The organism is Streptomyces sp. NBC_01551, from assembly GCF_026339935.1.
In the GTDB taxonomy this organism is placed as follows: domain Bacteria; phylum Actinomycetota; class Actinomycetes; order Streptomycetales; family Streptomycetaceae; genus Streptomyces.
Map to the genome: position 1 here is coordinate 4370134 of NZ_JAPEPX010000001.1, position 25900 is coordinate 4396033.

Consider the following 25900-nt stretch of genomic DNA (forward strand, 5'->3'; position numbering starts at 1 on the left):
AAACATCCCGCGCCGGGGCCGGCGTACGTCGTCGTCAGGGCCCACCCGCGAGGGCTCACCCGCGCCGCCCGCGGTGGCGCTCACCCCCGCGACGGAAGTGAAAACGGAGCCCGCTGGGGCGACCTCCCGGCCCCCGCCGCGGGACGCAGCAGGAGCGACAGGACGACCGCCGACACCAGCACCCCGCCGCCGAAGACCGCGGGCAGGTTGCTGTGCCCCGGGCCGAGCGCGGTGTGGGTGAGATAGGCCCCGAACAGTGCCCCGAGCACCCCGCTGACCAGCACGATCCCGGGAGCGGGCAGCCGCGTCGCGAGCGTGCGCACGGCGCCCGCGGACAGGGCCAGGCCCAGCAGAGCGGAGCCGAGCGCCTCGATCAGCAGCATGGGGGTCCTTCCCGGGGGGTCAGGGCAACCGGTTCACTGCCGTCCTACCCGAAGCGGAAGGAAGAGAAACGGCCTGGTGGAATCATCCACCAGGCCGTTTCCCGCGTTCTCGGTGCTGCGGTTGCCGACGCCCCGCAGGGCCTCAGAGCGCCCCGAAGCCGACCTTGCGCGCGCTGGGCTCGCCCAGATCCACGTACGAGAGGCGGTCGGACGGCACCAGGACCTTGCGGCCCTTGCTGTCGGTCAGGCTCAGCAGCGGCGCAGAGCCGGACAGCGCCGCGGTGACGATGCGCTCCAGCTCCTCGGCGCTCAGGTCGCTCTCCAGCACGATCTCCCGGGGTGCGTGCTGCACGCCGATCTTGACCTCCACGGCTTTGTCCCTCCGACGGTCCGGTTCGCGCGATCAGCCGCGCCGTACCCGGTCCACATTAGCCCGGAGAGGGGACCCGCACGCCGCGCGCGGACACGCTCGCAGCGAACAACGCCATGTCAGGCCGGTCAGCCCTCGGTGCCGTGCAGCGGGAAGCCGGCGATGCCGCGCCAGGCGAGCGAGGTCAGCAGGCCGACCGCCGTGTCGCGCGCGACCGGGCTCTCGCTGGAGAGCCAGTACCGCGCCACGACCTGCGACACCCCGCCCAGGCCCACGGCGAGCAGCATCGACTCGTCCTTCGACAGGCCGGTGTCCTCGGCGATGACGTCCGAGATCGCCTCCGCGCACTGGAGCGAGACCCGGTCGACGCGCTCGCGCACCGCCGGCTCGTTCGTCAGGTCGGACTCGAAGACCAGCCGGAAGGCGCCGCCCTCGTCCTCGACGTACGCGAAGTAGGCGTCCATCGTCGCGGCCACGCGCAGCTTGTTGTCGGTCGTCGAGGCCAGCGCCGTGCGCACCGCAAGCAGCAGCGCCTCGCAGTGCTGGTCCAGCAGCGCCAGGTAGAGGTCGAGCTTGCCGGGGAAGTGCTGGTACAGCACCGGCTTGCTGACACCGGCACGCTCGGCGATGTCGTCCATGGCCGCCGCGTGGTAACCCTGGGCGACGAAAACCTCCTGGGCCGCGCCCAGCAGCTGGTTGCGCCGGGCTCGGCGCGGCAGTCGCGTGCCCCGGGGACGCGCTGCCTCCGTCTGCTCGATGGCTGTCACGCCGCCTCCCACTTTCTCTAAGAACACAGTGCGCTCTGCGCCGCGCCGCCATCGTACTTTTCGGTAACCGAATCTGGAGGGTTCAAGCCGAGTTTTCTCGCGGTACGGACCGGTCTGACGCGCTGGTCAGCGGTAGTCGTCCTCGTCCAGGGGCACCACTCTGGCCTGCTCGAAGGCGTCCCCATCGGTCGCCTCGCTCCCGTCCAGGGAGGTGAGCGGGTCGTCCTCGCGAGGTTGCAGTTCGGCGTCCTGCTCCACGGCGTCCGCCTCGGGCGTCTCCGCGTCGAGGGTGTCCCGGAGCTGCTCCTGGAAAGTGTCCGGTTCCGCAGGGTCGACAGTCATGCCGCTCCCCTCGCCTTCTACGCCGCCTGATCGAGCACGGCCGTACTCACCTATGAGCCTAGGAGGATCGAGGGGGCGACGCCAGGCAGGCCTGTGACGGCGAACACAAGAGGGTCGGCGTGATCGTCTCGTAACATTGGCCCATGTCTTCGACCGAGCTGCCGGGCGTACGGTCCACCCCCGAGCTGTCTTCCCAGGTGGGAGCGGTGCGGGTGGCCGACGGTGAGCAGCTGCGCACCGCCCGGCTGCCGGGGCTGGAACTGAACGTCCGGGTCCGCCCGCCGGTACGGACGGGGCTTCCGCCCGCTTTGTTCGTGCACGGACTCGGCGGTTCCTCACAGAACTGGACCGACCTGATGGCGGCGCTGGCCGACAGCGTCGACGGCGAGGCCCTGGACCTGCCGGGCTTCGGCTGGTCCCCGCCGCCCGCCGACCGGGACTACTCCGTGACCGCGCTCGCCCGCGTCGTCATCCGCTACCTCGACGCCGCCGGGCGCGGGCCGGTGCACCTGATCGGGAACTCCCTCGGCGGCGCCGTCTCCACCCGGGTCGCGGCCGTCCGGCCGGACCTGGTGAGCACGCTGACGCTGGTCTCGCCCGCGCTGCCGGAGCTGCGCGTGCAGAAGTCGGCGGTCCCGACGGCGCTGCTGGCGGTGCCCGGGATGGCCGGGCTGTTCGGCCGGCTGACCCGGGACCTGAGTGCCGAGCAGCGCACCCGCGGGGTGATGGGCCTCTGTTACGGGGACCCCTCCCGGGTGACACCGGACGGCTTCCGCAACGCCGTCGAGGAGATGGAACGGCGGATGGCCCTGCCGTACTTCTGGGAGGCGATGACGCGCTCCTCGCGCGGCATCGTCGACGCGTACACCCTGGGCGGGCAGCACGGGCTGTGGCGGCAGGCCCAGCGGGTCCTGGCACCCACCCTGCTGGTCTACGGTGGCCGGGACCAGTTGGTCTCGTACCGTATGGCGCGCAAGGCCGCGGCGGCCTTCCGGGGCTCACGGCTGCTGTGCCTGCCCGAGGCCGGGCACGTGGCGATGATGGAGTACCCCGAGGTGGTGGCCGCCGCCTTCCGGGAGCTGCTGGGCGACACCGGCGCGCAGGCGGGCGCCACCGACCGGGACACCGACGACGAAGACGGCAGAGGCTGAGGACCGTGGGACGACATAGTCGCAAGGAGCCTGCCCCTGGGGGCGGGTCCGCCCCCGCCCGACCGGCGCCGGTGGAGCCCGCGCCCTACGAGTCTTATGGGGCGTATGAGCCTCATGAGGCGTACGAGTCCTACGACTCCGGGGCGTACGAGGCGTACGCGCCGCCGCCCCAGGACTCGCACGCGTCCTTCGACGCCTTCGGGGCGTCGTACGAGCCGTTCGACCCGTACGGGCGCACCGCCGAGCCCACCGTCATCCACCAGGGGTACGTGCCTCCCGCCAGGCCCGGGCAGGACGCGCGGGACGGCGGGCACCCGCAGCTGCGCGAGCCCGGCGGTGCCTGGGGGGCCGTTCCCGCGCCTTCGCCCGCCTCCGCTTCCGGCGCCGTCTACGGGGACTGGCGCGGGGTGCCGCGCGCCCGGAGCGCCGGCTCGGCCGCCGGGTTCCCGCAGGCCACGCTAGCGCCGCCGGAGTTCCCCGACCTGGAACCCGCCGCCGTCCCCGCCGCCGCCCCCGGCCGTGCCCTCGACCCCGATCCCGGCCCGGTCACCTCCACCGGGTCGCACCGGCGGGTGCCCGGCCCCCGCAAACCGGCCGATCCGGTCGCTCCGTCCGCCCCCGTCGAGGAGCAGCGGCCGCCCGGCACCTCCCGGGGCACGAAGGTCCGTACGTACACGGGGATGGCCGCCGCGGCCGTCACCACCGTCCTCGCCGTCGTCGTCGCCGGGCAGGTGGTCACCGGCGGCAAGGACAAGGCCACCGCCATCAGCGCCGGGGACGACGGCCGCGACCGCGCGGCCCCCGGCCAGTCCGCCGCCTCCCGGGGCGACGGCCGTTCCACGCCCGACGCGGCGGCCCCGGCCCCGGTGCCGGCCGCGCCGGAGCTGACGTTCGAGCAGAAGATGGCCCAGCAGCTCCCGATCGACGCGAAGCTGAAGGGCCCCGGGACCTTCGACACCGTGCCCGGCCTGGCCAAGGCGCCCGGCAAGGGCCGGCTGGTGCGCTACCGGGTGGACGTCGAGCAGGGCCTGGGGCTGGACCCGCAGCTGTTCGCCGAGGCCGTGCAGCGCACGCTCAACGACGACCGCAGCTGGGCGCACAAGGGCGCGATGACCTTCGAGCGGGTGTCGTCCGGCAAGGCAGACTTCGTGATCACGCTGGCCAGCCCGGGGACCACCGGCGTCTGGTGCGCCAAGTCCGACCTGGACACCGTCGCCGAAAACGTCTCCTGTGACTCCGCGTCCACCGAGCGCGTCATGATCAACGCGTTCCGCTGGGCGCAGGGCTCCACGACGTACGGCGCGGGCGAGATGTTCGCGTACCGGCAGATGCTCATCAACCACGAGGTCGGCCACCGGCTCGGACACGGGCACGTGAACTGCCAGACGCCGGGCGCGCTCGCCCCGATCATGCAGCAGCAGACGAAGTCGCTGGACATCGGCGGAATTCGCTGCAAGGCCAACCCGTGGGTGTTTCCGGGGAGTTGACGGGTAATGGTGGTGTGCGGGCGGGATCCTTCATTGACAACCCGTCCGATGATCGGTAATTGTTCTCCGCATGTCGCACCACCACGCCACTTTCGCGAGCGCCGCCATTGAGCGGGCGCTGCTTGGTGTGACCGCGCACAGCGTGTCCGACGTTCTCTGTCGCTGACGCTCCCCCGGGGCTCAAAGGCCCGGGAGGTAACCCCGGCCTGAGCGCGCGACGCATTTCCCTTTATCCGTTTCGCCGCGCCCGGGTTCTCTCATGCCCGCAGGCGCGGCTTCTCATTAACGGCTGTCATTGATCCCGGCATTTCCGCCGGTCTCCGACCGCCGACCGCCGCCCCTCGCGTGGCCTGCTTCCGCATTCCCCTTCACGCCGAGAGGTCCCTTTTCCCATGCTCTGTCAGTCCCACACATCGCGCCGCGTGGCCGCGGTCGCCGTCAGCCTCGTCCTGGCCGGGGGCGCCGCGGCGTGCGGGCCCAAGGGCGGTGCGGACGACGCCGGTTCGGGTTCCGGCGCCGTCGGCGGCGCCCCGAAGAAGGGCGGCACGCTGACCGTCCTGAACGCCGAGCCGCAGAGCGACTTCGACCCGGCCCGCCTCTACACCTCCGGCGGCGGAAACGTTCCCTCGCTGGTGTTCCGCACCCTGACCACCCGCAACCGCGAGGCCAGCGCGGCCGGCACCAAGGTCGTGCCCGACCTGGCCACCGACACCGGCAAGCCCAACGCCGACGCCACCGAGTGGACGTACACCCTCAAGGACGGGCTGAAGTACGAGGACGGCACCCCGATCACCACCGCCGACATCAAGTACGGCATCGAGCGGTCCTTCGCCGCCGAGCTGTCGGGCGGCGCCCCGTACCTGCGGGACTGGCTCGTCGGCGGGGAGTCGTACGAGGGTCCGTACAAGAACGGCGGCAAGGGCCTCGACTCGATCGTCGTGCCCGACGAGAAGACGATCACCTTCAAGCTGCGCAAGCCCGAGGGCGAGTTCCCCTTCCTCGCCACCCAGACCCAGTTCGCGCCCGTGCCCAAGGCCAAGGACACCGGGGTCAAGTACGAGGAGCACCCGGTCTCCTCCGGCCCGTACAAGGTCGTCAAGAACGACGGCGACGGCGAGCACCTCACCCTGGAGCGCAACGAGCACTGGGACGAGAAGACCGACGAGGAGCGCAAGGCCTACCCGGACAAGATCGACGTCCGCTCCGGGCTCGACGCGGCGGTCATCAACCAGCGGCTCTCCACCAGCTCCGGCGCCGACGCCGCCGCCGTCACCACCGACACCAACCTCGGCCCGGCCGAGCTGGCCCAGATCGGCGGCGACAAGGAGCTCGCGGCGCGGGTCGGCACCGGCCACTTCGGCTACACCAACTACCTGGCCTTCAACCCGAAGGTGGCCCCCTTCGACAACCCGAAGGTGCGCCAGGCCATCTCGTACGCCGTCAACCGCACCAGCGTCGTCAACGCGGCGGGCGGCTCGGCGCTGGCCGAGCCCGCCACCACCTTCCTGCCCGAGCAGGAGGCCTTCGGCTTCACCAAGTACGACCACTTCCCGGCCGGCGCCACCGGCGACGCCGCGAAGGCCAGGGAACTGCTGAAGGAGGCCGGCTTCCCCGACGGCATCAGCATCACCCTGACCCACTCCACCGCGCAGAACCGGCAGACCGGCCCCGAGATCGCCACCGCCGTCCAGCAGGCCCTCGGCGCCGCCGGGATCACGGTCAAGCTGGAGGGCCTGGAGGCCAACGCGTTCAACGAGCGGCGCTGGGACGCCAAGAACACCCCCGGCTTCTTCCTCTCCCGCTGGGGCGCCGACTGGCCGTCCGGCGGGCCGTTCCTCGCGCCGATCTTCGACGGCCGGCAGATCGTCACCAACGGCTCGAACTACAACCACGCGCAGCTGAACGATGCGTCCGTGAACACCGAGATCGACGAGATCGCCAAGCTGACCGACCTCGCGGCCGCCGGCAAGCGCTGGGGCGCCCTCGACAAGAAGATCGGCGAGCAGGCGCTCGACGTGCCGCTGTTCCACCCGGTCTACAAGCGGATCGTCGGCAAGGAGGTCAAGAACGTCGTGATCAGCGACTGGACCGGCGTCCTCGACATCTCGCAGGTCTCCGTCAAGTGACCGTCCTCCTCGAACCGGCCGCGCCCGCGCCCGGGGCCCTCGCCCCGGGCGCGGGCGCCGCGCGCCAGGTCTGGCGGCGGCTGCGCCGACGGCCCTCCGCCGTCCTCGCGGCCGGCGCCCTGGCGCTGCTCGTCCTCCTCGCCCTCGCGGCTCCGCTGCTCGCCCACCTCACCGGCCAGGACCCGAACGCCTACCACGACGACCTCGTCGACTCCGCGCGCGGCGGCGTGCCGCTGGGCTCCTTCGGCGGGGTGTCCGGCGACCACTGGCTCGGCGTCGAACCCGGCACCGGCCGCGACCTGTTCACCCGGCTGCTGTACGGGGCGCGGATCTCGCTGCTCGTCGCGCTCGGGGCGACCGCCCTCCAGATCCTCCTCGGCGTCGTCGCCGGACTGGCCGCCGCGCTCGGCAACCGGTTCCTCGGCCGGTTCATCGCCCGCATCACCGACGTGATGATCGCCCTGCCCCTGCTGGTGCTCGCCATCGCGCTGACCGCCGTCGTCCCGCCGGACTTCCCGCGGCCGCTGCTGCTGATCCTGGCCATCGGCGTCCTCGACTGGGGCGGCACCGCCCGGATGGTGCGGGCCCAGACCCTGTCGCTGCGCGGCCTCGACTTCGTCGAAGCGGCCCGGCTCTCGGGCAACGGCACGCTGCGGATCGCCCGCCGCGAGCTGCTGCCCTCGCTGGCCGCGCCCGTCATCACCCTGGCCGCGCTCAAGGTCCCCACCAACATGGTGATCGAGGCCTCGCTCTCCTTCCTCGGAGTCGGCGTCAAACCGCCCACCCCGTCCTGGGGACAGATGCTGTCCGGCGCCCAGACCTGGTTCCGGGCCGATCCCGCCTACGTGCTGCTCCCCGCCGGGCTGCTCTTCGTCACCGTGCTGGCCTTCACCGTCCTCGGCGACGCCGTCCGCACCGCCCTCGACCCTCGCGCGGGCTCGCGCCTGCGGGTCGGCACCGCAAAGGAGCGCACGGCGTGACCCGTTTCGTGCTCGGACGGCTCGGCGGGGCCCTGCTGGTCCTGCTCGCGCTATCCCTCGCCGTCTACGCCCTCTTCTACGTCGCCCCCGGCGACCCCGCCCGCCTCGCCTGCGGGGAACGCTGCAACCCGGCGCAGATCGCCCAGGTGCGCGAGCAGCTCGGACTGAACGACTCCGTCGTCGTGCAGTACCTGCGCTTCCTCCAGGGGCTGCTGACCGGCCGCGACTACTCCGGCGGCGCCGGACTGGTGCTGCACTGCGACGCGCCCTGCCTCGGCTTCTCGTACCAGAACGACCGGCAGGTCACCGAGCTGATCCTGGAGCGGCTGCCCGCCACCCTGTCGCTGGCGCTGGGCGCGCTGGTCATCTGGCTCGTCGTCGGGGTCGGCACCGGGCTGCTGTCCGCGCTGCGCCGCGGCGGGATCACCGAGCGGGTCCTGACCGTGCTCACCCTCGCCGCGACCGGCACCCCCGTCTTCATCCTCGGCCTGCTGCTCCTCATGGTCGTCTGCGCCTACCTCCAGTGGCTGCCGTTCCCGACGTACGTGCCGTTCGGCGAGGACCCCGAGCAGTGGGCCTGGAACCTGCTGCTGCCCTGGGTCACGCTCGGCTTCTTCGAGAGCGCCAAGTACGCCCGGATCACGCGTGGTTCCACCCTGGAGACGCTCGCCGAGGACCACATCCGCACCTTCCGCGCCTACGGGGTGGGGGAGCGGGCCCTGGTCACCAGGCACGCGGTGCGCGGCGCCGTCGCGCCCGTGATCGCGCTGAGCGCCGTGGACTTCGGGACGATGATCGGCGGCGCCGTGCTGACCGAGTCCCTGTTCGGCATCCCCGGGCTCGGCAAGACCCTCATCGACGGCGTCCGGGTCGTGGACCTGCCCGTCGTCGTGGGCGTTGTCCTGGCCATCGGCGCGGCCGTCGTGATCGCCGGAGCCGTCGCCGACCTGCTGTACGCCGTCGCCGACCGAAGGGTGACCCTGTCATGACCGAGCTGACGACGGGCGACGCGCTCGTCGAGGTGCGCGACCTCGCCGTCGACTTCCCGGTCGGGGGGCCGGGGGCGTACGTACGGGCCGTGGACGGCCTCTCGTTCACGATGCGGCCGGGGCACGCCCTGGGCATCGTCGGCGAGTCCGGCAGCGGCAAGTCCACCGTGGCCGCCGCCCTGCTGGGACTGCACCGGGGCACCGGCGCCCGGCTCGGCGGCGTCGTGCTCGTGGACGGCACCGACGTGGGTTCCGCCTCCGCCGCCGAGCTGCGCAGGCTGCGCGGCGGGGCCGCCGCGATGGTCTTCCAGGACCCCCTCAGCTCCCTCGACCCGTACTACGCCATCGGCGACCAGATCGCCGAGGTGTACCGGGTCCACGCGGCCGTCTCCCGGCGGGCCGCGCGCGCCCGCGCCGTGGAGGTGCTCGACCGGGTCGGCATCCCCGACGCGGTGCGCCGCTCCCGGGCGCGGCCGCACGAGTTCAGCGGCGGCATGCGGCAACGGGCCCTGATCGCCATGGCCCTGGCCTGCGAGCCGCGGCTGCTGATCGCCGACGAGCCGACGACCGCGCTGGACGTCACCGTGCAGGCGCAGATCCTGGAGCTCCTGCACGGGCTGCGCGAGGAGCGCGGACTCGGACTGCTGCTCGTCACGCACGACGTGGGCGTGGCGGCCGAGAGCGTGGACGAGCTGCTCGTGATGCGGGACGGCCGCGCCGTCGAGCGGGGGCCGGTGCAGGAGGTGCTGGCCCGGCCGGCGGACCCGTACACCCGGGACCTGCTGGCGGCCGTGCCCCGGCTGGACGGGCCGCGCGGCGCCCGGGGCCCGGTCGCCTCCGCCGAGGACGTGCCCGTCGTCGAGGCCTTCTCGCTGCGCCGGGAGTTCGGGCGCGGCAAGCGCCGGGTCACCGCCGTCGGCGGCGTCTCCCTCGCCGTCCGCGCGGGCGAGACCCTGGGCATCGTCGGAGAGAGCGGCAGCGGCAAGAGCACGCTCGGCCGGATGCTCGTCGGCCTGCTGGAACCCGGTTCCGGGCAGGTCCGCCACGCGGGCGCCGAAGCCGACGGCATCCCCACCGGGGTCCAGATGGTGTTCCAGGACCCGGCGTCCTCGCTCAACCCGCGCCGCTCGGTCGGCGAGTCCGTCGCCGACCCGCTGCGCGCCGCCGGTGAGCGGGACGAGGCCGTGATCCGGGCCCGGGTCGGGGAACTCCTCGCACGCGTCGGGCTGGAGCCCGGGCACTACGACCGCTACCCGCACGAGTTCAGCGGCGGCCAGCGCCAGCGGATCGGGATCGCCCGGGCGCTGGCGCCGCGGCCCCGCCTGATCGTCTGCGACGAGCCCGTCTCCGCCCTCGACGTCACCACGCAGGCGCAGGTCACCGCCCCTGCTGGCGGAGCTCCAGCGGGAGCTGGGCATCGCGCTCGTCTTCATCGCGCACGACCTCGCCGTGGTCCGGCAGGTCAGCGACCGGGTCGCAGTCATGCGGGGCGGCGAGATCGTCGAGGAGGGCCCGGTGGACGAGGTGTACGACCGGCCCGCGCACCCCTACACCCGGCAACTGCTGGACGCGGTCCCCGCGCTCGGCCCGAAGCCGGCCGCCGGGCGGGAGGTGTTCGCGTAGGGCCGCGGGTGTCCGCGTAGCGCCGCGGGTGTCCGCGCAGGGCCGCCGGTGTTCGCGTGGGCGGGGCCCCGGCCAGGGCCGTAGGCCCTTCCTAGCGCGCTCGAACGCGAACCGTACGGGAAAGTTACGACTCTTCACCCCTTCCGGTGGCGCGACGGACAACCGTCCGTCGCGCCTTCGGCATATCCGCTTGAGTTCTTCCGCGGCGGGTCGCCGGACCCACGACGACCGCCTGAACGGGAGATCGGGGGTGCCACTCGTGCGGATCGGACTGCTCACCGAAGGTGGTTATCCGTATGCGACGGGAGAGGCGAGGCTCTGGTGTGACCGGCTGGTGCGCGGGCTCCCGCAGCACGAGTTCGAGCTCTACGCGCTGAGCCGCAGCGCCGAGCAGGAGGAGCGCGGCCGGGTCGTGCTGCCGGAGCACGTCACGCGGGTCTGGACCGCCCCGCTGTGGGCCCCGGCCGACGACGGCCGCACCTACAACTGGCGCGAGCGCCGCCGCTTCGCCGAGCGCTTCAAGGAGCTGGTCCGCGGCATCTGCGCGGGCGAGAGCGAACCCTTCGCCGCCGGGCTGTACGGACTGGCCGAACTCGCCCGGGAACAGGGCGGGCTGTACGCGGCGCTGCGCTCCGAGACCGCCGTGCGGGCCGTGGAGTCGGCCTGCCGGGCCCCGGGCGCGAGCCGCACCGTACAGACCGCGCAGGTCCCGGACCTGCTGGAGTTCGTGGACGAGCTGGAGCGCGCGCTGCGGCCGTTGTCCCTCGACTGGTACGAGGAGCTCGGCGCGGTCGACGTCTGCCACGCGGCCGCCGGCGGGATCGCGGCCCTCCCCGGACTGCTGGCCAAACGCTTCTTCGGGGTGCCGCTGCTCGTCACCGAGTACGGGGTCCGGCTGCGCGCCCACTACCTGGAGCACTCCGCCGGGACCCGGCCCGCCGTGCACGCGCTGCTCGCGGCCTTCCACATCCGCCTCGCCGGCGAGATCTACGCCGAGGCGGACTTCCTGACCCCCGGCAACGCGCACGCGCGGCGCTGGCAGGAGCGGTGCGGGGCGCGCCGGGACCGGCTGCGGACCGTGTACCCGGGGATGGAGGCGGACCGATTCGCCACCGTCGGGGAGGCCACCGACTTCGGGGACCCGGACACGCTGGTGTGGGTCGGCCGGGTGGAGCCGGCCAAGGACCTGATCGCCCTGTTGCACGCGTTCGCCGAGGTGCGGCGGGCCGAACCGAACACCCGGCTGCGGATCTTCGCGACCGGGGTGGCGCCCGGCTACCTCGCCGACTGCCGGTCGCTGGCCGCGCAGCTCTTCCCGGACGAGGCCGCCGACGCGGTCACGGTGGGGGAGAACCCCGTCACCTTCGAGGAGATCGGCGGCCCCGAGGCGCCCTCGCCGGCCGACGCGTACGGGGCGGGGCGGGTGGTCGTGCTGTCCTCCGTCATCGAGGGCTTCCCGATCACGCTGGCCGAGGCCATGTTCTGCGGCCGGGCCACCGTGTCCACCGACGTGGGAGCGGTGTGCGAGGTGATCGGCGGCACCGGGCTCGTGGTGCCGCCGCGCAACCCCCGGGCACTGGCCGACGCCTGCCTGTCGCTGCTGCGGGACCCGGCCCGGGCGCAGCGGCTGGGCGCGGCCGCGCGGGCGCGGGCCCTGGAGCTGTTCACCGTCGAGCAGAACGTGGCCGCGTTCCGGGAGATCTACCTCCAGCTGCTGGCCCGGGGGCCGGCCCGGCCGGACGGGGAGGTCCCGTTCGCGCAGCCGCCGGAGGCGCGCGTCCCGGGGCACTGGACGACACCGACGTGGGCCGCGATCCCGGCGCCGACGCCGGGCGGCTCGACCCCGGACGGCCCGGGGACGCCGCGGCCTTCGCGCGCGGAGCAGCTCGCGCGCACACCGCAGGGCCCGGGGCCGCGCACACCGCAGGGCCCGGCGCCGCAGGCCCCGGAGAGCGCTCGGACGCCGGGGGCCCCGGCCGCGCAGGCCGCGGGACCGCAGGCTTCGGGGGCGCCGGGAGCCTCGGCTCCGCCGGCCGTGCGGGGGCCACGGGCGTCCGCGTCGGGGACCTCGTGGCCGGCGCAGGGTCCGGCCTCGCGGGGAGCGGAGGCCGCTTCCACGCCTGAGGCCCCGGCTCCGCACGTCTCGGGGGCGCCCGGGGGCTCGGGTTCGTACGGGTCGGGATCGTGGGCGCCGCAGGCTTCCGCTCCGCAGGGGTCGGGGGCTGCCGTATGAGCGTGGACGAAGCGGTGCCCGTGGCACCCCGGCGGCGGCCCGGCGGGGATCCCGTCAAGGCGTTGCTGCACCGGCACCGGGCGCTGTGCGAGCGGGCCGTGGACCCGTTGGAGATCGCCGCCGGGCTGGAGGCGCACGGGCTCACCGACCGCACCGCCGCGCGGTTTCGGCACCGGGACGTCTTCTCCCTCGCCGAGGAGCTGTACGCGCGGACCCCGCGCGGCGAGGCGCCGCCGGCCCCCGCCGGTGCGCCCGGCACCGGGACCCCGCGCGCGCTGCGCCGCCTCGGGTACGCCCTGCTGCCCGGGGCCCTCGCCCTGGGGGTGAGCGCCGCCGGGGTGCCCTGGGCCGGGCCCGTCGCGGTGGCCGCGGTGGTCGCCGCGCTGGTGTGGCCCGGCCGGACCGCCGGGGGGAGGTTCCCCGGGCTCGCGCACCTGCTCGCGGCGGTCACCGTCGGCTGGGCGGCGTACCTGCACGGCGCCGCCCTCGCCGTCTGTCTCGCGCTGGCCGTCGCGCCCGGATACCTGGCCGCCGCCGGGTACGCGGCCCGGGCCCGGCGCAGGCTCGCCGGGAGCCGGGCGCTGGAGGAGTTCGCCGCCGGGGCGAGGCCGCTGCTCTTCGGGGCCGTCGCCGTGTTCACCGCGGCCGCCGCGGGGGCGGCCGCGCTCGCCGGGGCTCCGCTCGCCGAGGCCGTGCCGCTCGCGGTGCTGCTGTTCCTGACCCGGCTGCTGCTCAGCCACGGAGCCCGCGGCGCCCACCGCAGGCCCGTCGCCGCCGCGCTGGCCCTCGCCCTGATCCCGGCGGCGGTGCCCGCGGCCGCGGCGGGGCTCCTCGTACTCGCCGTCCTCGCGCTGTCCCGCGCGTCGGCGCACGCACCCGACCGGGACGACCGGCCCTGACGACGCCGATGTCGCCCCCGTCCCCGTACCTGTCCCCGTACCCGTCCCCGTCCGCAAGCCGCCGCCCGACCTTCGGAGCCGACGCCGAAGCCCCGTACCCCCTACCCACCAACCAAGGAGAAACAGGATGACCGGCCAGCCAACCAACCAAGGGGCCGCGCGATGAGGGTGCTGCTGATCGGAGCCAACGGATACCTCGGCCGCTACGTCGCGGACCGGCTGCTCGCCGACCCCGCCGTCCAGCTCACCGCGCTCGGCCGCGGTGACGACGCCGACGTCCGCTTCGACCTCGCCACCGGGAGCCCCGGCGCGCTCACCCGGTTCCTCGACGCCGTCCACCCGGGCGTCGTCGTCAACTGCGCCGGCGCCACCCGCGGCGGCGCCCGGGAGCTGACCCGGCACAACACCGTCGCCGTCGCCACCATCTGCGAGTCGCTGCGCCGCAGCGGCTGCGGGGCCCGGCTCGTCCAGCTCGGCTGCGCCGCCGAGTACGGGCCCAGCCAGCCCGGGTCGTCCACGGCCGAGGACGCCGTGCCCAGACCCGGCGGACCGTACGGCGTCAGCAAACTCGCCGCCACCGAGCTGGTGCTCGGCTCGGGGCTCGACGCCGTCGTCCTGCGGGTGTTCTCGCCCGTCGGGCCCGGCACCCCGGCCGGGTCCCCGCTCGGCCGCCTCGCCGAGGCCATGCGGCGGGCGATGCAGTCCGGGGACGGCGAGCTCAAGCTGAGCGGGCTCGGCGTGCAGCGCGACTTCGTGGACGTACGGGACGTGGCGCGGGCCGTGCACGCCGCCTCGCTCTCCGCCGCCCAGGGCGTCGTCAACATCGGCACCGGCCGCGCGGTCCGGCTCCGCGACGCGGCGGCCGTGCTCGCCCGGGTCGCCGGGTACGGAGGCTCCCTGCACGAGCTCGACGTACCGCCCGGCGGGGACCGGCAGCAGGGCGGCCACGGCCACGGCCACGGCCCCGGTCACGGCTACCCGGGGCGGGCGGCCGGCCTGGCCGCGATCGGCTCCCCGCGCTCGGAGGCGACGCCCGAGCAGCTCGCGGCCGCGCTGCCGCCCCCGTACCCCTACCCGGACGGCTGCGGCGCCTGGCAGCAGGCCGACGTGCGCACGGCCCGCGACCGCCTCGGCTGGCGGCCCCGGATCAACCTGGAGGAGTCCCTCGCGGACATCTGGATGGAGGCGGCGTGCCGCATCTGACCACCCCGCCGGGTGCCCGGCTGCCGGCCGTGGAGGCCGGCGGCCTGGGCTTCGGGATCCCCGGCTACGCGCACCCGCTGCTCGCCCCGGTGGAGTGGGCCGAACTGACCCGGCCCGGAACCCCGCTGCACTGGGCCGTGCTCAACGTCACGGACGGCCCGGGCGGGCGGCCCGACCCGCACTGCACGGAGGCGGCGGCGAAGCTCCGGGAAGCCGGCGGGACGCTGCTGGGCCATCTCGCGATGCGGGACGGGAAGCGGTCGTTCGGGGAGCTGGTCTCCGACGCCCACCGCTTCCTGGACTGGTACCGGGTCGGCGGGTTCTACCTCGCCGGCGCCCCGGCGGACCGGGAGGAACTGGACGCGGTGCGCCGGGTCGTGGACACCCTGCGGGGCCTCGGCGACGGGCTCCGGATCGTGCTCGGGCACGGCACCCACCCGTACGCGGGGTACGCGGAGGCCGCCGACCAGCTGGTGACCTTCTCCGGGGCCTGGGCCGACTACCGGTGGTCGCAGGTGGCGGAGTGGACCGCCGAGTACCCGCCGGAGCGGTTCTGCCACCTCGTCCACGGAGTGCCGCGCACGCATCTGGAGGAGGCCGTGCGGATCGCCCGCTGGCAGGGCGCCGGGACCATCTGGTTCACCGACCGCAGGGGCGCGGGGGACCGGGATCCCTGGGCCTCGATGCCCGCGTACTGGGACGAAATCGTCTCACGCATCGGACCGGGTGTCTCGGAATGAAGAAGGGCGTGGCAGTGTTACGGGAAGAACCACCGTTCAGACATAGCAATCTACGGAGTCCCCGTGTCGCTGCCACCCCTGGTCGAGCCGGCTGCTGAGCTCACCGTTGACGAGGTCCGTCGGTACTCCCGCCACCTGATCATCCCGGATGTCGGGATGGACGGCCAGAAGCGCCTGAAGAACGCCAAGGTGCTGGCCGTGGGCGCGGGCGGCCTCGGCTCGCCCGCCCTCATGTACCTGGCCGCGGCCGGCGTAGGCACGCTGGGCATCGTGGAGTTCGACGAGGTCGACGAGTCGAACCTGCAGCGCCAGATCATCCACAGCCAGGCGGACATCGGCCGTTCCAAGGCCGAGTCTGCCCGTGACAGCGTGCTGGGCATCAACCCGTACGTCAACGTGGTCCTTCACGAAGAGCGGCTCGAAGCCGAGAACGTGATGGAGATCTTCAGCCAGTACGACCTCATCGTCGACGGCACGGACAACTTCGCCACGCGCTACCTCGTCAACGACGCCTGCGTGCTGCTGAACAAGCCGTACGTGTGGGGCTCCATCTACCGCTTCGACGGCCAGGCCTCGGTCTTCTGGTCCGAGCACGGGCCGTGCTACCGCTGCCTGTACCCGGAGCCGCCGCCGCCGGGCATGGTCCCGAGCTGCGCCGAGGGCGGCGTGCTGGGCGTGCTCTGCGCGTCCATCGGGTCCATCCAGGTCACCGAGGCCATCAAGGTCCTCACGGGCGTGGGCGAGCCGCTGGTCGGCCGCCTGATGATCTACGACGCCCTGGAGATGCAGTACCGCCAGGTCAAGGTCCGCAAGGACCCCGACTGCGCCGTCTGCGGTCCGAACGCGACCGTCAAGGAGCTCATCGACTACGAGGCCTTCTGCGGCGTCGTGTCGGAGGAGGCCCAGGAGGCGGCCGCCGGCTCCACGATCACTCCGAAGCAGCTCAAGGAGTGGATCGACAACGAAGAGCCGATCGAGATCATCGACGTCCGCGAGATCAACGAGTACGAGATCGTCTCGATCCCCGGCGCGAAGCTGATCCCCAAGGGCGAGTTCCTGATGGGCACCGCCCTCCAGGACCTGCCGCAGGACAAGCGCATCGTCTTGCACTGCAAGACGGGTGTCCGCAGTGCGGAAGTCCTCGCGGTCCTGAAGTCCGCGGGCTTCGCGGACGCGGTCCACGTCGGCGGCGGCGTCATCGGCTGGGTCCACCAGATCGAGCCCGAGAAGCCGGTCTACTAAGCCGTTCCGGGAAGGGGCCGTGGCCGCGCGTCCGCGCGGGTGCGGCCCCTTCTCACGCTCCGAGGGGTTCGGCCGGCACGGACGGGGTCGGCTGTGCGGGGCTCTGCGTCGCCGTGCAGACAGCGCCGGCGGCGGGCACCTTCCCGTCCAGCAGGTAGGAGTTCACGGCCGCCTGCACACAGGGGTCGCCGCTGTTGTACGCGCCGTGCCCCTCGCCCTTGTACGTGAGCTCCACCCCGACGCCGGGACCTAGCCGCTCCACCATGTTGCGGGCGCCCTCGTACGGGGTCGCCGGGTCCCCGGTGTTGCCGATCACCAGGATCGGCGCGGAACCCGGGGCGGACACGTCCGGGGTCTCCCACGCGCCCGGGACCGGCCAGTCGGTGCAGCTCAGCATCGCCCAGCCGAGGAACTCCCCGAAGACGGGCGAGGCGGCGCGGAACGCCGACAGCTTGGCCTTCGTCTCCTCCAGCGTGTAGCGGTCCTTGGAGTCCGCACAGTTGATCGCCGTGTTGGCCGCGCCGATGTTGCTGTAATTGCCGTTCTGGTCCCGGCCGTTGAGTGCGTCGGACAGCGCCATCAGCAGCTGCCCCTGACCGCCCTCGGCCTCGTCCAGCCCCTGCTCCAGCAGCGGCCAGAGCTCCTGGGAGTACAGCGCCTGGGCGATGCCGTTGGTCGCGGCGGACTCGGTCAGCATCCGGTCGCCGATGCCCGGGATGGGCTTGGCGGCCAGCTCCTTCTGGAGCTTGATGATGTTGTCCTCGATCTCCTTGGCGGTGCTGCCCTGGAGCCGGCACTCCTCGCCCCGGTTCACGCAGTCCTGCGCCCAGTTGCCGAGCGCCAGCTGGAAGCCCTTGGCCTGGCCGAGCGCCCCCTCCTCGGAGGTCTTCGTCGGGTCCACGACGGCGTCGAAGACGGCCCGGCCGACGTTCTTGGGGAACAGGTGGGCGTAGACCCCGCCGAGTTCGGTGCCGTAGGAGATCCCGAAGTAGTTGAGCTTCTCGTCGCCGAGGGCCTGGCGGATCCGGTCCAGGTCGCGGGCGGCGTTCTCGGTGCCGACGTACGGCAGGAGCGCGCCGGAGTTCGTCCGGCAGGCCTGCTGGTACCGCTTGATGCCGTCGACGTAGGCCTTCTCCTGCTGCGGGGTCGCGGGGGTGTTGTCCTGCGCGTAGTACGCGTCGAGCTGCTTGTTGTCCTCGCACTTGACGGGCGCGCTGGCGCCGACGCCCCGGGGGTCGAAGCTGACCAGGTCGTAGCGCTCGCGCAGCGCGTCGTACTCCTTGGCGGCGCCGGGGAGCGTACTGATCCCGGATCCGCCGGGCCCGCCGAAGTTGAAGACGAGCGACCCGAGCCGCTTGTCCTTGTCCCGCGCCTTGGCCCGGATCAGCGCGAGAGGAATCGTTTCTCCTTCGGGGTCGGCGTAGTCGAGCGGGACGTGCAGCGTGGCGCACTGCCAGTCCTTCGGCGGCGCCTCCCCGCCTCCCTCGGCGGGGGTCGGCGCCTCGCACTCCCCCCACTTCAGCGGCTCGGCCCCCTCGGTGCCGCCGGCCTTGGGTTTCTTCTCCCCGCCACTGTCGGAACACCCGCCGACCAGCCCCACGGCGACGACGACAGCAACGGCGGCCCGCAGCAGATTTCTCGACATGGCTCCATCCTGCGTTCCCCGGCTGCGCCCCGCCCGCGCGCTGACCCATTCGGGGCCGCCCGGACGCGCCGGCCAACGGCTGGGCGGCGGCGATTCCGGCGCCCGTGCCCGCCCCCCCCGCGACCGGCCCCACCGACGCCCGAGACGTGGGTGCACCCCGCACTCCACCCGGGCGAGGCCCCGAACCGCCCCACGAACCCCGCCGCAGCCGCAGCCGCAGCCGCAGCGGCGCCGGACCCGAACCCGGACCGGACCCGGACCCGGACCCGGAGCGAGAGCGGGACCCGGACCCGGAGCGGGAGTCGCAGTCGCAGAGGGAGTTGCGCCGCAGCCGCAGCTCGCCGGAGCGGGAGCCGGTGCTGCAGCCGCAGCCGCGTCGCAGCCGGCGGGAGCCGCAGCCCGACCGGGAGCCCCGCCGCAGTCGCAGTCGGAGCGGGAGCCGGCGCCGGAGCCGGGAGCTCCCCCCACAACCCCGCGGAGCTAAATGGCTTCCTTGCGGGTCAGGAAGTTGAACGACACCCACCCCGGCAACACCGGCAGCCAGAACGTCATCAGCCGGAACAACAGCACCGCCGAAATAGCGACCTCCTTGTCCAGCCCGGCCGCGATCAGCCCGAGCGTCAGGGTGGTCTCCACCGCGCCCATGCCGCCCGGCGTCGGCGCCGCCGACCCCAGCGCGTTGCCGGCCAGGAACACCACCGCGATGCTCGCGTAGCTGATGGCCTGCCCGCCGCCGAACGCCCGGATCGACGCGTCCAGGCACATCACGAAGCAGCCCGTCAGCAGCAGCATCCCGCCGATGCCCGCCGCCAGCTTCTGCGGCCGCTGGAGCACGTCCAGCATGCGCGGCACGACACCGGCGAACAGCGCCCGGACCCGGGTCGCGACGAACTTCCGCAGGAACGGCACCGCCGTCACCACGAGGACCAGCACCGCCACCGTCAGCAGACCCGCGATGACCGTCCTCGACGGGGTCATCTCCGGGGTCTTCTCCGTACCCGTCAGGTACCCGAACGCCAGCAGCAGCAGGATGTGGCTCGCCAGCCCGAACAGCTGCGAGGCGCCGACACTGGCGACCGCCAGCCCCGGCCGGACCCCGGAGCGCTGCAGGAACCGGGTGTTCAGCGCCACGCCGCCGACCGCGGCCGGCGCCACCAGCTTCACGAACGACCCCGCCACCTGCGCGAGTACCGTCCGCAGGAACGGCACCCGCTCCGGCACGAAGCCCAGCAGGCTCGCCGCCGCCGCGAAGTAGGTCAGGACCGAGAAGGCCAGCGCCGCCCCGACCCAGCCCCACCGCGCCTCGCTGATGATCGTCGCGAAGTCCACGTGGGCCAGCTGCGTCAGCAGGAAGTACGCGCCGAACGCGCCCGCGATGAACGAGACCAGCGTGCGCGGCCGGATCCGCTCCAGCCGGGCCGGCTCCACCGGCGCCTGCGGGCGGATCAGCAGCACCTGCTGGCGGATCTGGCTCAGCAGATCCTCCTCGCGGGCCCCGTCGAGCGCGTCGTCCAGCGCCCTCTTCTCGGCCTTGCGGTCGACGGCCGGGCTCGTGTCGGAGCCCGCCGCCTCCCGCGCGGCCTTCGCCGCCCGCGAGGACTCCAATACGGCTTCGCGCTGCCGGTCGGCCCGCTCCCGGGCCAGCCTGCGCAGCGTCGCCCGCGTGGAGCGGCTCAGCGCGATCGGCTGGAGCAGCGGCAGGCAGTCCGCGACCGCGTCCGGGCCGAGCACCGACACCGCCGAGGCGACCGCCCTCTCCGCCCCGACCCGCAGGCCCAGCGTGGTCAGCAGCTGCGCGATGTCCATCCGGAGCACCAGGTCCCCGGCCGCGATCTCGCCGCCGCGCAGGTCGGTGAGGATGACGTTGCCGGAACGATCCACCACCAGGGCGTCACCGGTCAGCCTGCGGTGCGCGATGCGCCGCGACTGCAGCGCCCGTACCTGCTCCCAGGCGTTGCGGGCCAGCCCGTCGGTGATCTCCTCGTCGGGCAGGGAGTCCAGGGAGCGGCCGCCCAGGTGCTCGTACACCAGCATCACGGCGTCCGGGCCGAGCTCGGAGGTCGCGATCAGCTTCGGCGCGTTCGCCCCGGCCGCGATGGCCGCGTACGCGAGCAGCGCCTCCTGCTCCAGCGCCTGGCGCAGCGAGGAGTTCAGGCTGCGCCGGGTGGTGATGCCGCGCAGGGTGAGGCGGCGCCAGACGCGGTAGAAGAACCCGTGCGCCTGCTGCTCGCGGTCCACGACCGTGACGTCGAGCGGTGGCCCGTCCTCCAGGGTGACGTGGTAGCTGCGCCCCCGGTCGGTCTGCTCGGAATCGGATCCGTCGGGTGATTCGGCGCGCATCGCGCTGACCGGCTGGAAGCCGACCCGGCGCAGGCCGGCCAGGAGGTTCTGTCCGGTGGGCCGGACGTTCGGCGAGCCGACGGCGTACAGGGTCCCGTACGCGACGCTCCAGCCGATCAGCACGGTCAGGATGATCGAGAAGGGTGTGGTGTACCCACTGACCAGCATCGCGAAGGCGTCGAGCAGCAGCACCAGCCACAGCGCCACGCGCCAGCGCGGTCTGCGGGTCATCCCGACGGCCGTCATGTACGCGATGACGGGCGCGAGGTATCCGTGCACCGGGTCGGTGAGCGCTCCGCCGGCGCCGGCGGAGCGGGTGAGGGCGTCCTGGATGCTCTGGGGGGCGGCCTCGGAGACCCACAGGTCGGTCGCGAGGGTCACCCCGTGGGCGAGGACGGCGGCGAGCACGCCGTCGGCGATGCGCAGTCCGTCGCGTTTGATCAGCCGCTCGATGGCGAAGGCGACGGGGACGAGGAGCACGGCGATGCTGGAGACCAGCCCGGCAACCTTGATCAGCAGGTCCGGCGCCTGGCCGGTGCCCTTGCTGATGTCCTCCTCCAGGCCGACGGTGGTGCCGTGGGCGAAGGCGGCGATGGCGAGGACGACGGCGATGCCGAGGACGCCGACGAGCAGCCGGACCAGGTCGGAGGGGCGGTGGACGCGGGCGGCGAGCAGCGGTTCGTCGACCTCGACCTGATCGGCGGCCGTCGGGGCGTGACCGTGGGGCCGCTCCGGGCCCTCGCCGTGGTCGTGGTCGTGGCCCTGATCGCGGGCGTCGTCGACGCGGGCGTCGTCGCCGTCGCCGTTGTCGCCGCCGGCGCGCGCGGCGGCGCCGTGGTCGGGCTGCGCGGGCGGACCGCCCGGCAGCCGCTCCCGGCCGCCGCGCCGGGGGCCGGGCCGCCGGGCCGTGCGGAGGCGTCACCGCCCCCCGGGGCCGGGCCGCCGGCCTGCGGCGGCGGGGTGTCGGAGGGCGCGGCGGAGCCGTCGTCTGGGCGCGCGCCGTCGTTCCTCGCCGCGCCGTCCGGAGGGCTCACACCCTGCTCCTTCGCCTTCACATCCGTCTCTTCTTGATCACGTATCACGCGTCACCGCCCGGAAGATGGTGGCACGGACGGACAGGCGGGGGAGGCATCAGGGTGCGCGCCATTACGGAAGGAAACCTTCCGAGGCTTTGTCGGTGAGGTGCGGCACCATGTGCCGAATGAGCGAAGAGCTGCCCGAGTACGCGGAGCGGGTACTGGACGCGGCCGAGCGGATTCCGCCCGGCCGGGTGATGACGTACGGGGACGTCGCAGAGTGGCTCGGCGAGGGCGGACCGCGCCAAGTCGGGCGCGTGATGGCCCTGTACGGGGGAGCCGTGCCCTGGTGGCGGGTGGTCAGGGCGGACGGCCGGCCCCTGCCCGGCAGCGAGCGGCGCGCCCTGGAGCACTACCGGACGGAGTCCACCCCGCTGCGCGAGACCGCCTCCGGAGAGCAGCGGCTCGACATGCGCAGGGCGCGCTGGGACGGACACGACGGGGAATCCGGGCCCGGCGGAAGGGACGAGGCTCACATCTGACAGCTTCCGCCATGGGGCGCCCGGGCGGGCGGTCGAAGACGCGTACGGGGGAGTGCGCGACGGACCGTGCGAGGCGCCCGGGGTCCCTGCGCGGGACGTGGTGGTTGGCGTAGCGTTGCCTCTTCGGCCATCGCCCCCCGGGCCGTCGCCGCGACAGCAGACCTCGCAGACCTCCCAGACCCCGCAGCCCCAGAAGACCCCGCAGACGCACCAGGACCGGCAGCTCACGTGATCACCTCTCCCTCCGACCGCTCCGAGCGGCGTACGCGGACCCCCGACGCGTACCGCTTGGTGCGCACCGGACCGGAACGGTTGGATCCTCCTGTTCTGGACGCAGCGCAGCGCGCGGTGGTTGAACACCCGGGCGGACCGCTGCTCGTGCTGGCCGGCCCGGGTACGGGCAAGACGACCACGCTGGTCGAGGCGGCCGCCGCCCGCGTCGAGGCCGGCACCGACCCCTCCCGGATCCTGATCCTCACCTTCAGCCGCAAGGCGGCGGTCGAACTCCGCGACCGGGCCGCGCTGCGGCTGGGCGGGGCGCGGGCGCCGCAGGCCACCACGTTCCACTCCTTCTGCTACGGGCTGGTCCGCGCCCACCAGGACACCGACCTGTTCGCGGATCCGCTGCGGCTGCTGTCCGGTCCGGAGCAGGACGTGATGGTCCGCACCCTGCTGGAGGGCCAGCGCCGGCTCCGCTCCATCCGCTGGCCCGACGACCTGCGGGCCGCGCTGACCACGCGGGGCTTCGCCGACGAGGTGCGCGCGGTGCTGGCCCGCGCCCGTGAGCTGGGCCTGGGCCCGCGCGCCCTGTCCGACTTCGCGTCCCGCCAGGGCCGTCCCGACTGGCAGGCGGCGGCGGCCTTCCTCTCGGAGTACCTGGACGTCCTGGACCTCCAGGGCACCCTGGACTACGCGGAGCTGCTGCACCGCGCCGTGCTGCTGGCGGAGCGCACGCCGGCGCTGGCGGCGGCGTACGACGCGATCTACGTCGACGAGTTCCAGGACACCGACGCCTCGCAGCTGCGGCTGCTGCGCGCGCTGACGGGGCCGGGCGGGACGCTGGTCGCCTTCGGCGACCCGGACCAGTCGATCTACGCGTTCCGCGGCGCCGACATCAACAACGTCCTGGACTTCGAAGGCGCCTTCCCGGGCGCCCGGGTACGGGCCCTGACCGTCGGCCGCCGCTCGTCCGTGACCCTCCTGACCGCGAGCCGCCTCCTGACCACCCGCATGCCGGTTCCCCGCCTGCCGGCTCACGCCGTCCGCGCACACCGCGCCCTGCAGCCGACCCGTGAGGGGGGCCGGGTCGACGTCTTCACGTACCCGACGGCGGGCGCGGAGCTGGACAACATCGCCGACATCCTTCGCCGGGCGCACCTGGAGGACGGCGTGCCGTGGCAGGACATGGCCGTCCTGGTCCGCTCCGGCGGCCGCACCCTCCCGGCGATGCGCCGCGCCCTGATCTCCGCCGGCGTCCCCGCCGAGACGGACGGCACGGACACCCCCCTCCGCCACGAACCCGCCATAACCCCCCTCCTGACCGCCCTCCGCGTCGCCGCCACGGCCGCGGACGCCCCCCTCGACCTCCCGACCCAGCCGCCCGCCCCGTCGGCCCCCGCCGAGAACGCGGACGCCGCGATCGACATCCCGGCGCAGCCGTCCGGCCCCTCGGACACCGCAGGCGCGCTGCCGGCCGACGCGGCGCAGCCGGCGGAGGTCCTGGGCGGCGAGCTCGATCGCGATCCCGGGGCGGGCGGGCGGGGAGCCTCCCGCGACCCCGCCCCCGGGCGGATTGCCGATCCGGCGGCTCAGGCCGGCGACGCCCCGGCGCAGCCGGGCGGGGTCTCGGGCGCCGAAGGCGCCGGGGTGGGCGAGGGCGGTGCCGATGCGGTCGGGGCCGGGACCGTCGAGGTGGGTGGGGTCGGTGTCGAGGGGGCCATCGCGTTGCTCGCGTCGCCGCTCGGGGGGATGGACGCCGCCGATCTGCGGCGGCTCGGGCGGGCGTTGCGGGACGAGGAGCGGGCCGCCGGGGTCAAGGTGCCCGCGCCCTCCGACGTCCTGCTGGCCCGGGCCCTCGCCGAGCCCGAGCGGCTCACCGCCCACGACCCCGCCTACGCCCGCGGAGCGCAGCGCCTCGGCCTGCTCCTGCGCAAGGCCCGCGAGCTCCTCCAGGGCGGCGGCACCGCCGAAGAGGCCCTCTGGGTCCTCTGGGACGGCACCCCCTGGCCCCAGCGCCTCGAACGCAGCGCCCGCCGCGGCGGCGCGGCCGGCCGCAACGCCGACCGCGACCTCGACGCTGTCTGCGCCCTCTTCGACACCGCCGCCCGCGCGGAAGAACGTACCGGCGGCCGCGGCGCACTCAACTTCCTCGAACAGCTGGAAGCCGAGGACATCGCCGCCGACACCCTCACCGGCAAGACCGCCCGCACCGACGCCGTACGGCTGATGACCGCCCACCGCTCCAAGGGCCTGGAGTGGTCCCTCGTCGTCGTCGCCGGCGTCCAGGAAGGGCTCTGGCCCGACCTCCGCCGCCGCGGCTCCCTCCTGGAGGCCGACCGCATCGGCCGCGACGGCCTCGCCGAACCCCTCACCCCCGGCGCGCTCCTCGCCGAGGAGCGCCGGCTGTTCTACGTCGCCGCCACCCGCGCCCGCGACCGCCTCGTCGTCACCGCAGTCAAGGCCCCCGCCGACGACGGCGACCAGCCCTCCCGCTTCCTCACCGAGCTCGGAGTCACCCCCAAGGACGTAACCGGCCGCCCGCGCCGCCCCCTCGCCGTGCCCGCGCTCGTCGCGGAACTCCGCGCCACCACCGTCGACCCCGACGCCTCGCCCGCCCTCCGCGACGCCGCCGCCCGCCGCCTCGCCCGCCTCGCCGCGCTCACCGACGGGGACGACCGCCCGCTCGTCCCCGCCGCGCACCCGCAGCGCTGGTGGGGCCTGTACGAGCCCACCCGCAGCAGCGTCCCGCTCCGCGACCGGGACCGGCCCGTGGCCCTGTCCGGCAGCGCCCTGGACCAGCTCGCCAACACCTGCTCGCTCCAGTGGTTCCTCGGCCGCGAGGTCAAGGCCGACGCCCCCTCCACCGCCGCCCAGGGCTTCGGCAACGTCGTCCACGTCCTCGCCGACGAGGTCGCCTCCGGCCGCACCCCCGCCGACCTCGCCGTCCTCATGGAACGCCTCGACACCGTCTGGGACGCCCTCGCCTTCGACGCCCCCTGGAAGTCCCGCCAGGAGAAGGAGAACGCCCGCGCCGCCCTGGAACGCTTCCTGCGCTGGCACACCACCGACCGCGGCGGCCGCGAGGCCGTGGCCACCGAGCACGACTTCGACGTCACCCTCGAAGCCGGCGAGTACGCCGTCCGCATCCGCGGCTCCATGGACCGCGTCGAGGCCGACCCGCAGGGCCGCGCCTACGTCGTCGACTTCAAGACCGGCAAGGGCGCCCCGACGAAGGACGAGGTCGCCCGCCACCCCCAGCTCGCCGTCTACCAGCTCGCCGTCCGCGAGGGCGCCGTCGACGAGGTCTTCGACGGGCTGCGCCCCGAGGCGGGCGGCGCCGAACTCGTCCAGCTGCGCCAGGGCGCGGCCCAGCGCGACGGCGGCGACGCCGTGCCCAAGATCCAGGCCCAGCAGCCGCTCGACGGCGAATGGGTCGGCGACCTGCTCGCCAGCGCCGCGGGCCGGGTCCTCGACGAGCGCTTCGCGCCCGCCACCGGCAAGCACTGCGACCACTGCTCCTTCCGCAGCGCCTGCACGGCCCGCCCCGAGGGCCGCCAGACCGTGGAGTGAGCGCAGCGGGTCTTGTGGGGTGAGACGGCGGCG

The 25900-nt window shown here is 74.1% G+C and carries 20 protein-coding genes and 1 pseudogene; 15 read left to right on the forward strand and 6 right to left on the reverse strand.

Features of this window, described 5'->3' with window-relative positions:
• Positions 1-80: 80 nt before the first annotated feature.
• The 4 genes from OG982_RS19905 to OG982_RS19920 all read right to left on the reverse strand — a co-directional run bounded on the left by OG982_RS19905 (position 81) and on the right by OG982_RS19920 (position 1862).
• Complete coding sequence (locus OG982_RS19905; RefSeq protein ID WP_266784880.1) at positions 81-383, reverse strand: hypothetical protein; 303 nt, start codon at positions 381-383, stop codon at positions 81-83.
• A gap of 142 nt (positions 384-525) precedes the next feature.
• Positions 526-753: a DUF3107 domain-containing protein gene (locus tag OG982_RS19910; protein ID WP_266784878.1), complete on the reverse strand. Its 228-nt coding sequence runs from the start codon at positions 751-753 to the stop codon at positions 526-528.
• A gap of 128 nt (positions 754-881) precedes the next feature.
• Entirely contained in the window at positions 882-1520 is a 639-nt protein-coding gene (locus tag OG982_RS19915) for a TetR/AcrR family transcriptional regulator (RefSeq protein ID WP_266784876.1), read from the reverse strand.
• A 126-nt stretch (positions 1521-1646) separates the two neighbouring features.
• Positions 1647-1862, reverse strand: a complete 216-nt coding sequence (locus OG982_RS19920; RefSeq protein ID WP_266784874.1) for a hypothetical protein — start codon at positions 1860-1862, stop codon at positions 1647-1649.
• Between the two features lie 143 nt (positions 1863-2005).
• On the opposite strand from OG982_RS19920, the gene OG982_RS19925 reads away from it, so the two are divergent.
• From OG982_RS19925 to moeZ, 12 genes and pseudogenes are all read left to right on the forward strand, one after another.
• Positions 2006-3013 carry an alpha/beta fold hydrolase gene (locus OG982_RS19925; RefSeq protein WP_266784872.1) on the forward strand — a complete coding sequence of 336 codons (1008 nt, stop codon included), beginning with the start codon at positions 2006-2008 and terminating at the stop codon, positions 3011-3013.
• Between the two features lie 269 nt (positions 3014-3282).
• The gene (locus OG982_RS19930; RefSeq protein ID WP_266949951.1) at positions 3283-4500 is read left to right on the forward strand and encodes a DUF3152 domain-containing protein; all 1218 of its coding nucleotides are present in this window, start codon (positions 3283-3285) and stop codon (positions 4498-4500) included.
• 70 nt (positions 4501-4570) lie between these two features.
• Entirely contained in the window at positions 4571-4666 is a 96-nt protein-coding gene (locus OG982_RS30990) for an Ms4533A family Cys-rich leader peptide (RefSeq protein WP_323139267.1), read from the forward strand.
• A 226-nt stretch (positions 4667-4892) separates the two neighbouring features.
• Entirely contained in the window at positions 4893-6626 is a 1734-nt protein-coding gene (locus tag OG982_RS19935) for an ABC transporter substrate-binding protein (RefSeq protein ID WP_266948991.1), read from the forward strand.
• The gene (locus OG982_RS19940; protein ID WP_266784868.1) at positions 6623-7606 is read left to right on the forward strand and encodes an ABC transporter permease; all 984 of its coding nucleotides are present in this window, start codon (positions 6623-6625) and stop codon (positions 7604-7606) included. Before OG982_RS19935 ends, OG982_RS19940 begins: the two co-directional genes overlap by 4 nt.
• Positions 7603-8595 (forward strand): ABC transporter permease, encoded by a 993-nt coding sequence (locus OG982_RS19945; protein WP_266784866.1) that lies wholly within the window; start codon positions 7603-7605, stop codon positions 8593-8595. The genes OG982_RS19940 and OG982_RS19945 overlap by 4 nt, the downstream gene beginning before the upstream one ends.
• A pseudogene (locus OG982_RS19950) lies at positions 8592-10218 on the forward strand (dipeptide ABC transporter ATP-binding protein). Before OG982_RS19945 ends, OG982_RS19950 begins: the two are co-directional and overlap by 4 nt.
• A 259-nt stretch (positions 10219-10477) precedes the next feature.
• A complete protein-coding gene (locus OG982_RS19955) occupies positions 10478-12451 on the forward strand; it encodes a DUF3492 domain-containing protein (protein WP_266948992.1) in 1974 nt (657 codons plus the stop codon).
• Complete coding sequence (locus OG982_RS19960) at positions 12448-13350, forward strand: hypothetical protein (protein WP_266784862.1); 903 nt, start codon at positions 12448-12450, stop codon at positions 13348-13350. Before OG982_RS19955 ends, OG982_RS19960 begins: the two co-directional genes overlap by 4 nt.
• Before the next feature lie 162 nt (positions 13351-13512).
• Positions 13513-14553: an NAD-dependent epimerase/dehydratase family protein gene (locus OG982_RS19965; protein ID WP_266784860.1), complete on the forward strand. Its 1041-nt coding sequence runs from the start codon at positions 13513-13515 to the stop codon at positions 14551-14553.
• The gene (locus OG982_RS19970) at positions 14541-15293 is read left to right on the forward strand and encodes a spherulation-specific family 4 protein (RefSeq protein WP_266784858.1); all 753 of its coding nucleotides are present in this window, start codon (positions 14541-14543) and stop codon (positions 15291-15293) included. Before OG982_RS19965 ends, OG982_RS19970 begins: the two co-directional genes overlap by 13 nt.
• Positions 15294-15356: 63 nt before the next feature.
• A complete protein-coding gene (gene moeZ, locus OG982_RS19975; protein WP_266784856.1) occupies positions 15357-16535 on the forward strand; it encodes an adenylyltransferase/sulfurtransferase MoeZ in 1179 nt (392 codons plus the stop codon).
• A 52-nt stretch (positions 16536-16587) separates the two neighbouring features.
• Here moeZ and OG982_RS19980 read toward each other — a convergent pair whose 3' ends face one another.
• Both OG982_RS19980 and OG982_RS19985 read right to left on the reverse strand, forming a co-directional pair.
• A complete protein-coding gene (locus OG982_RS19980; protein ID WP_266784854.1) occupies positions 16588-18180 on the reverse strand; it encodes an alpha/beta hydrolase in 1593 nt (530 codons plus the stop codon).
• Between the two features lie 480 nt (positions 18181-18660).
• On the reverse strand, positions 18661-21195 hold the full coding sequence (locus tag OG982_RS19985; RefSeq protein ID WP_266949953.1) for a lysylphosphatidylglycerol synthase transmembrane domain-containing protein: 2535 nt from the start codon (positions 21193-21195) through the stop codon (positions 18661-18663).
• Between OG982_RS19985 and OG982_RS19990 the strand changes: the two genes are divergently transcribed.
• From OG982_RS19990 to OG982_RS20000, 3 genes are all read left to right on the forward strand, one after another.
• Positions 21097-21591 (forward strand): hypothetical protein, encoded by a 495-nt coding sequence (locus OG982_RS19990; protein ID WP_266948993.1) that lies wholly within the window; start codon positions 21097-21099, stop codon positions 21589-21591. The genes OG982_RS19985 and OG982_RS19990 overlap by 99 nt on opposite strands.
• A gap of 130 nt (positions 21592-21721) precedes the next feature.
• Positions 21722-22078, forward strand: a complete 357-nt coding sequence (locus tag OG982_RS19995; RefSeq protein WP_323139268.1) for an MGMT family protein — start codon at positions 21722-21724, stop codon at positions 22076-22078.
• A gap of 228 nt (positions 22079-22306) precedes the next feature.
• Positions 22307-25867 carry an ATP-dependent helicase gene (locus OG982_RS20000; protein ID WP_266948995.1) on the forward strand — a complete coding sequence of 1187 codons (3561 nt, stop codon included), beginning with the start codon at positions 22307-22309 and terminating at the stop codon, positions 25865-25867.
• The last annotated feature ends 33 nt before the right edge of the window (positions 25868-25900 follow it).

Excerpts from the sequence above, each read along its gene's own strand:
- OG982_RS19925 (WP_266784872.1), top strand. The coding sequence starts at position 2,006 with ATGTCTTCGACCGAGCTGCCGGGCGTACGGTCCACCCCCGAGCTGTCT.
- OG982_RS19920 (WP_266784874.1), bottom strand. The coding sequence starts at position 1,862 with ATGACTGTCGACCCTGCGGAACCGGACACTTTCCAGGAGCAGCTCCGG.
- OG982_RS19980 (WP_266784854.1), bottom strand. The coding sequence starts at position 18,180 with ATGTCGAGAAATCTGCTGCGGGCCGCCGTTGCTGTCGTCGTCGCCGTG.
- OG982_RS19995 (WP_323139268.1), top strand. The coding sequence starts at position 21,722 with ATGAGCGAAGAGCTGCCCGAGTACGCGGAGCGGGTACTGGACGCGGCC.
- OG982_RS19960 (WP_266784862.1), top strand. The coding sequence starts at position 12,448 with ATGAGCGTGGACGAAGCGGTGCCCGTGGCACCCCGGCGGCGGCCCGGC.
- OG982_RS30990 (WP_323139267.1), top strand. The coding sequence starts at position 4,571 with ATGTCGCACCACCACGCCACTTTCGCGAGCGCCGCCATTGAGCGGGCG.
- OG982_RS19965 (WP_266784860.1), top strand. The coding sequence starts at position 13,513 with ATGAGGGTGCTGCTGATCGGAGCCAACGGATACCTCGGCCGCTACGTC.
- OG982_RS19905 (WP_266784880.1), bottom strand. The coding sequence starts at position 383 with ATGCTGCTGATCGAGGCGCTCGGCTCCGCTCTGCTGGGCCTGGCCCTG.
- OG982_RS19935 (WP_266948991.1), top strand. The coding sequence starts at position 4,893 with ATGCTCTGTCAGTCCCACACATCGCGCCGCGTGGCCGCGGTCGCCGTC.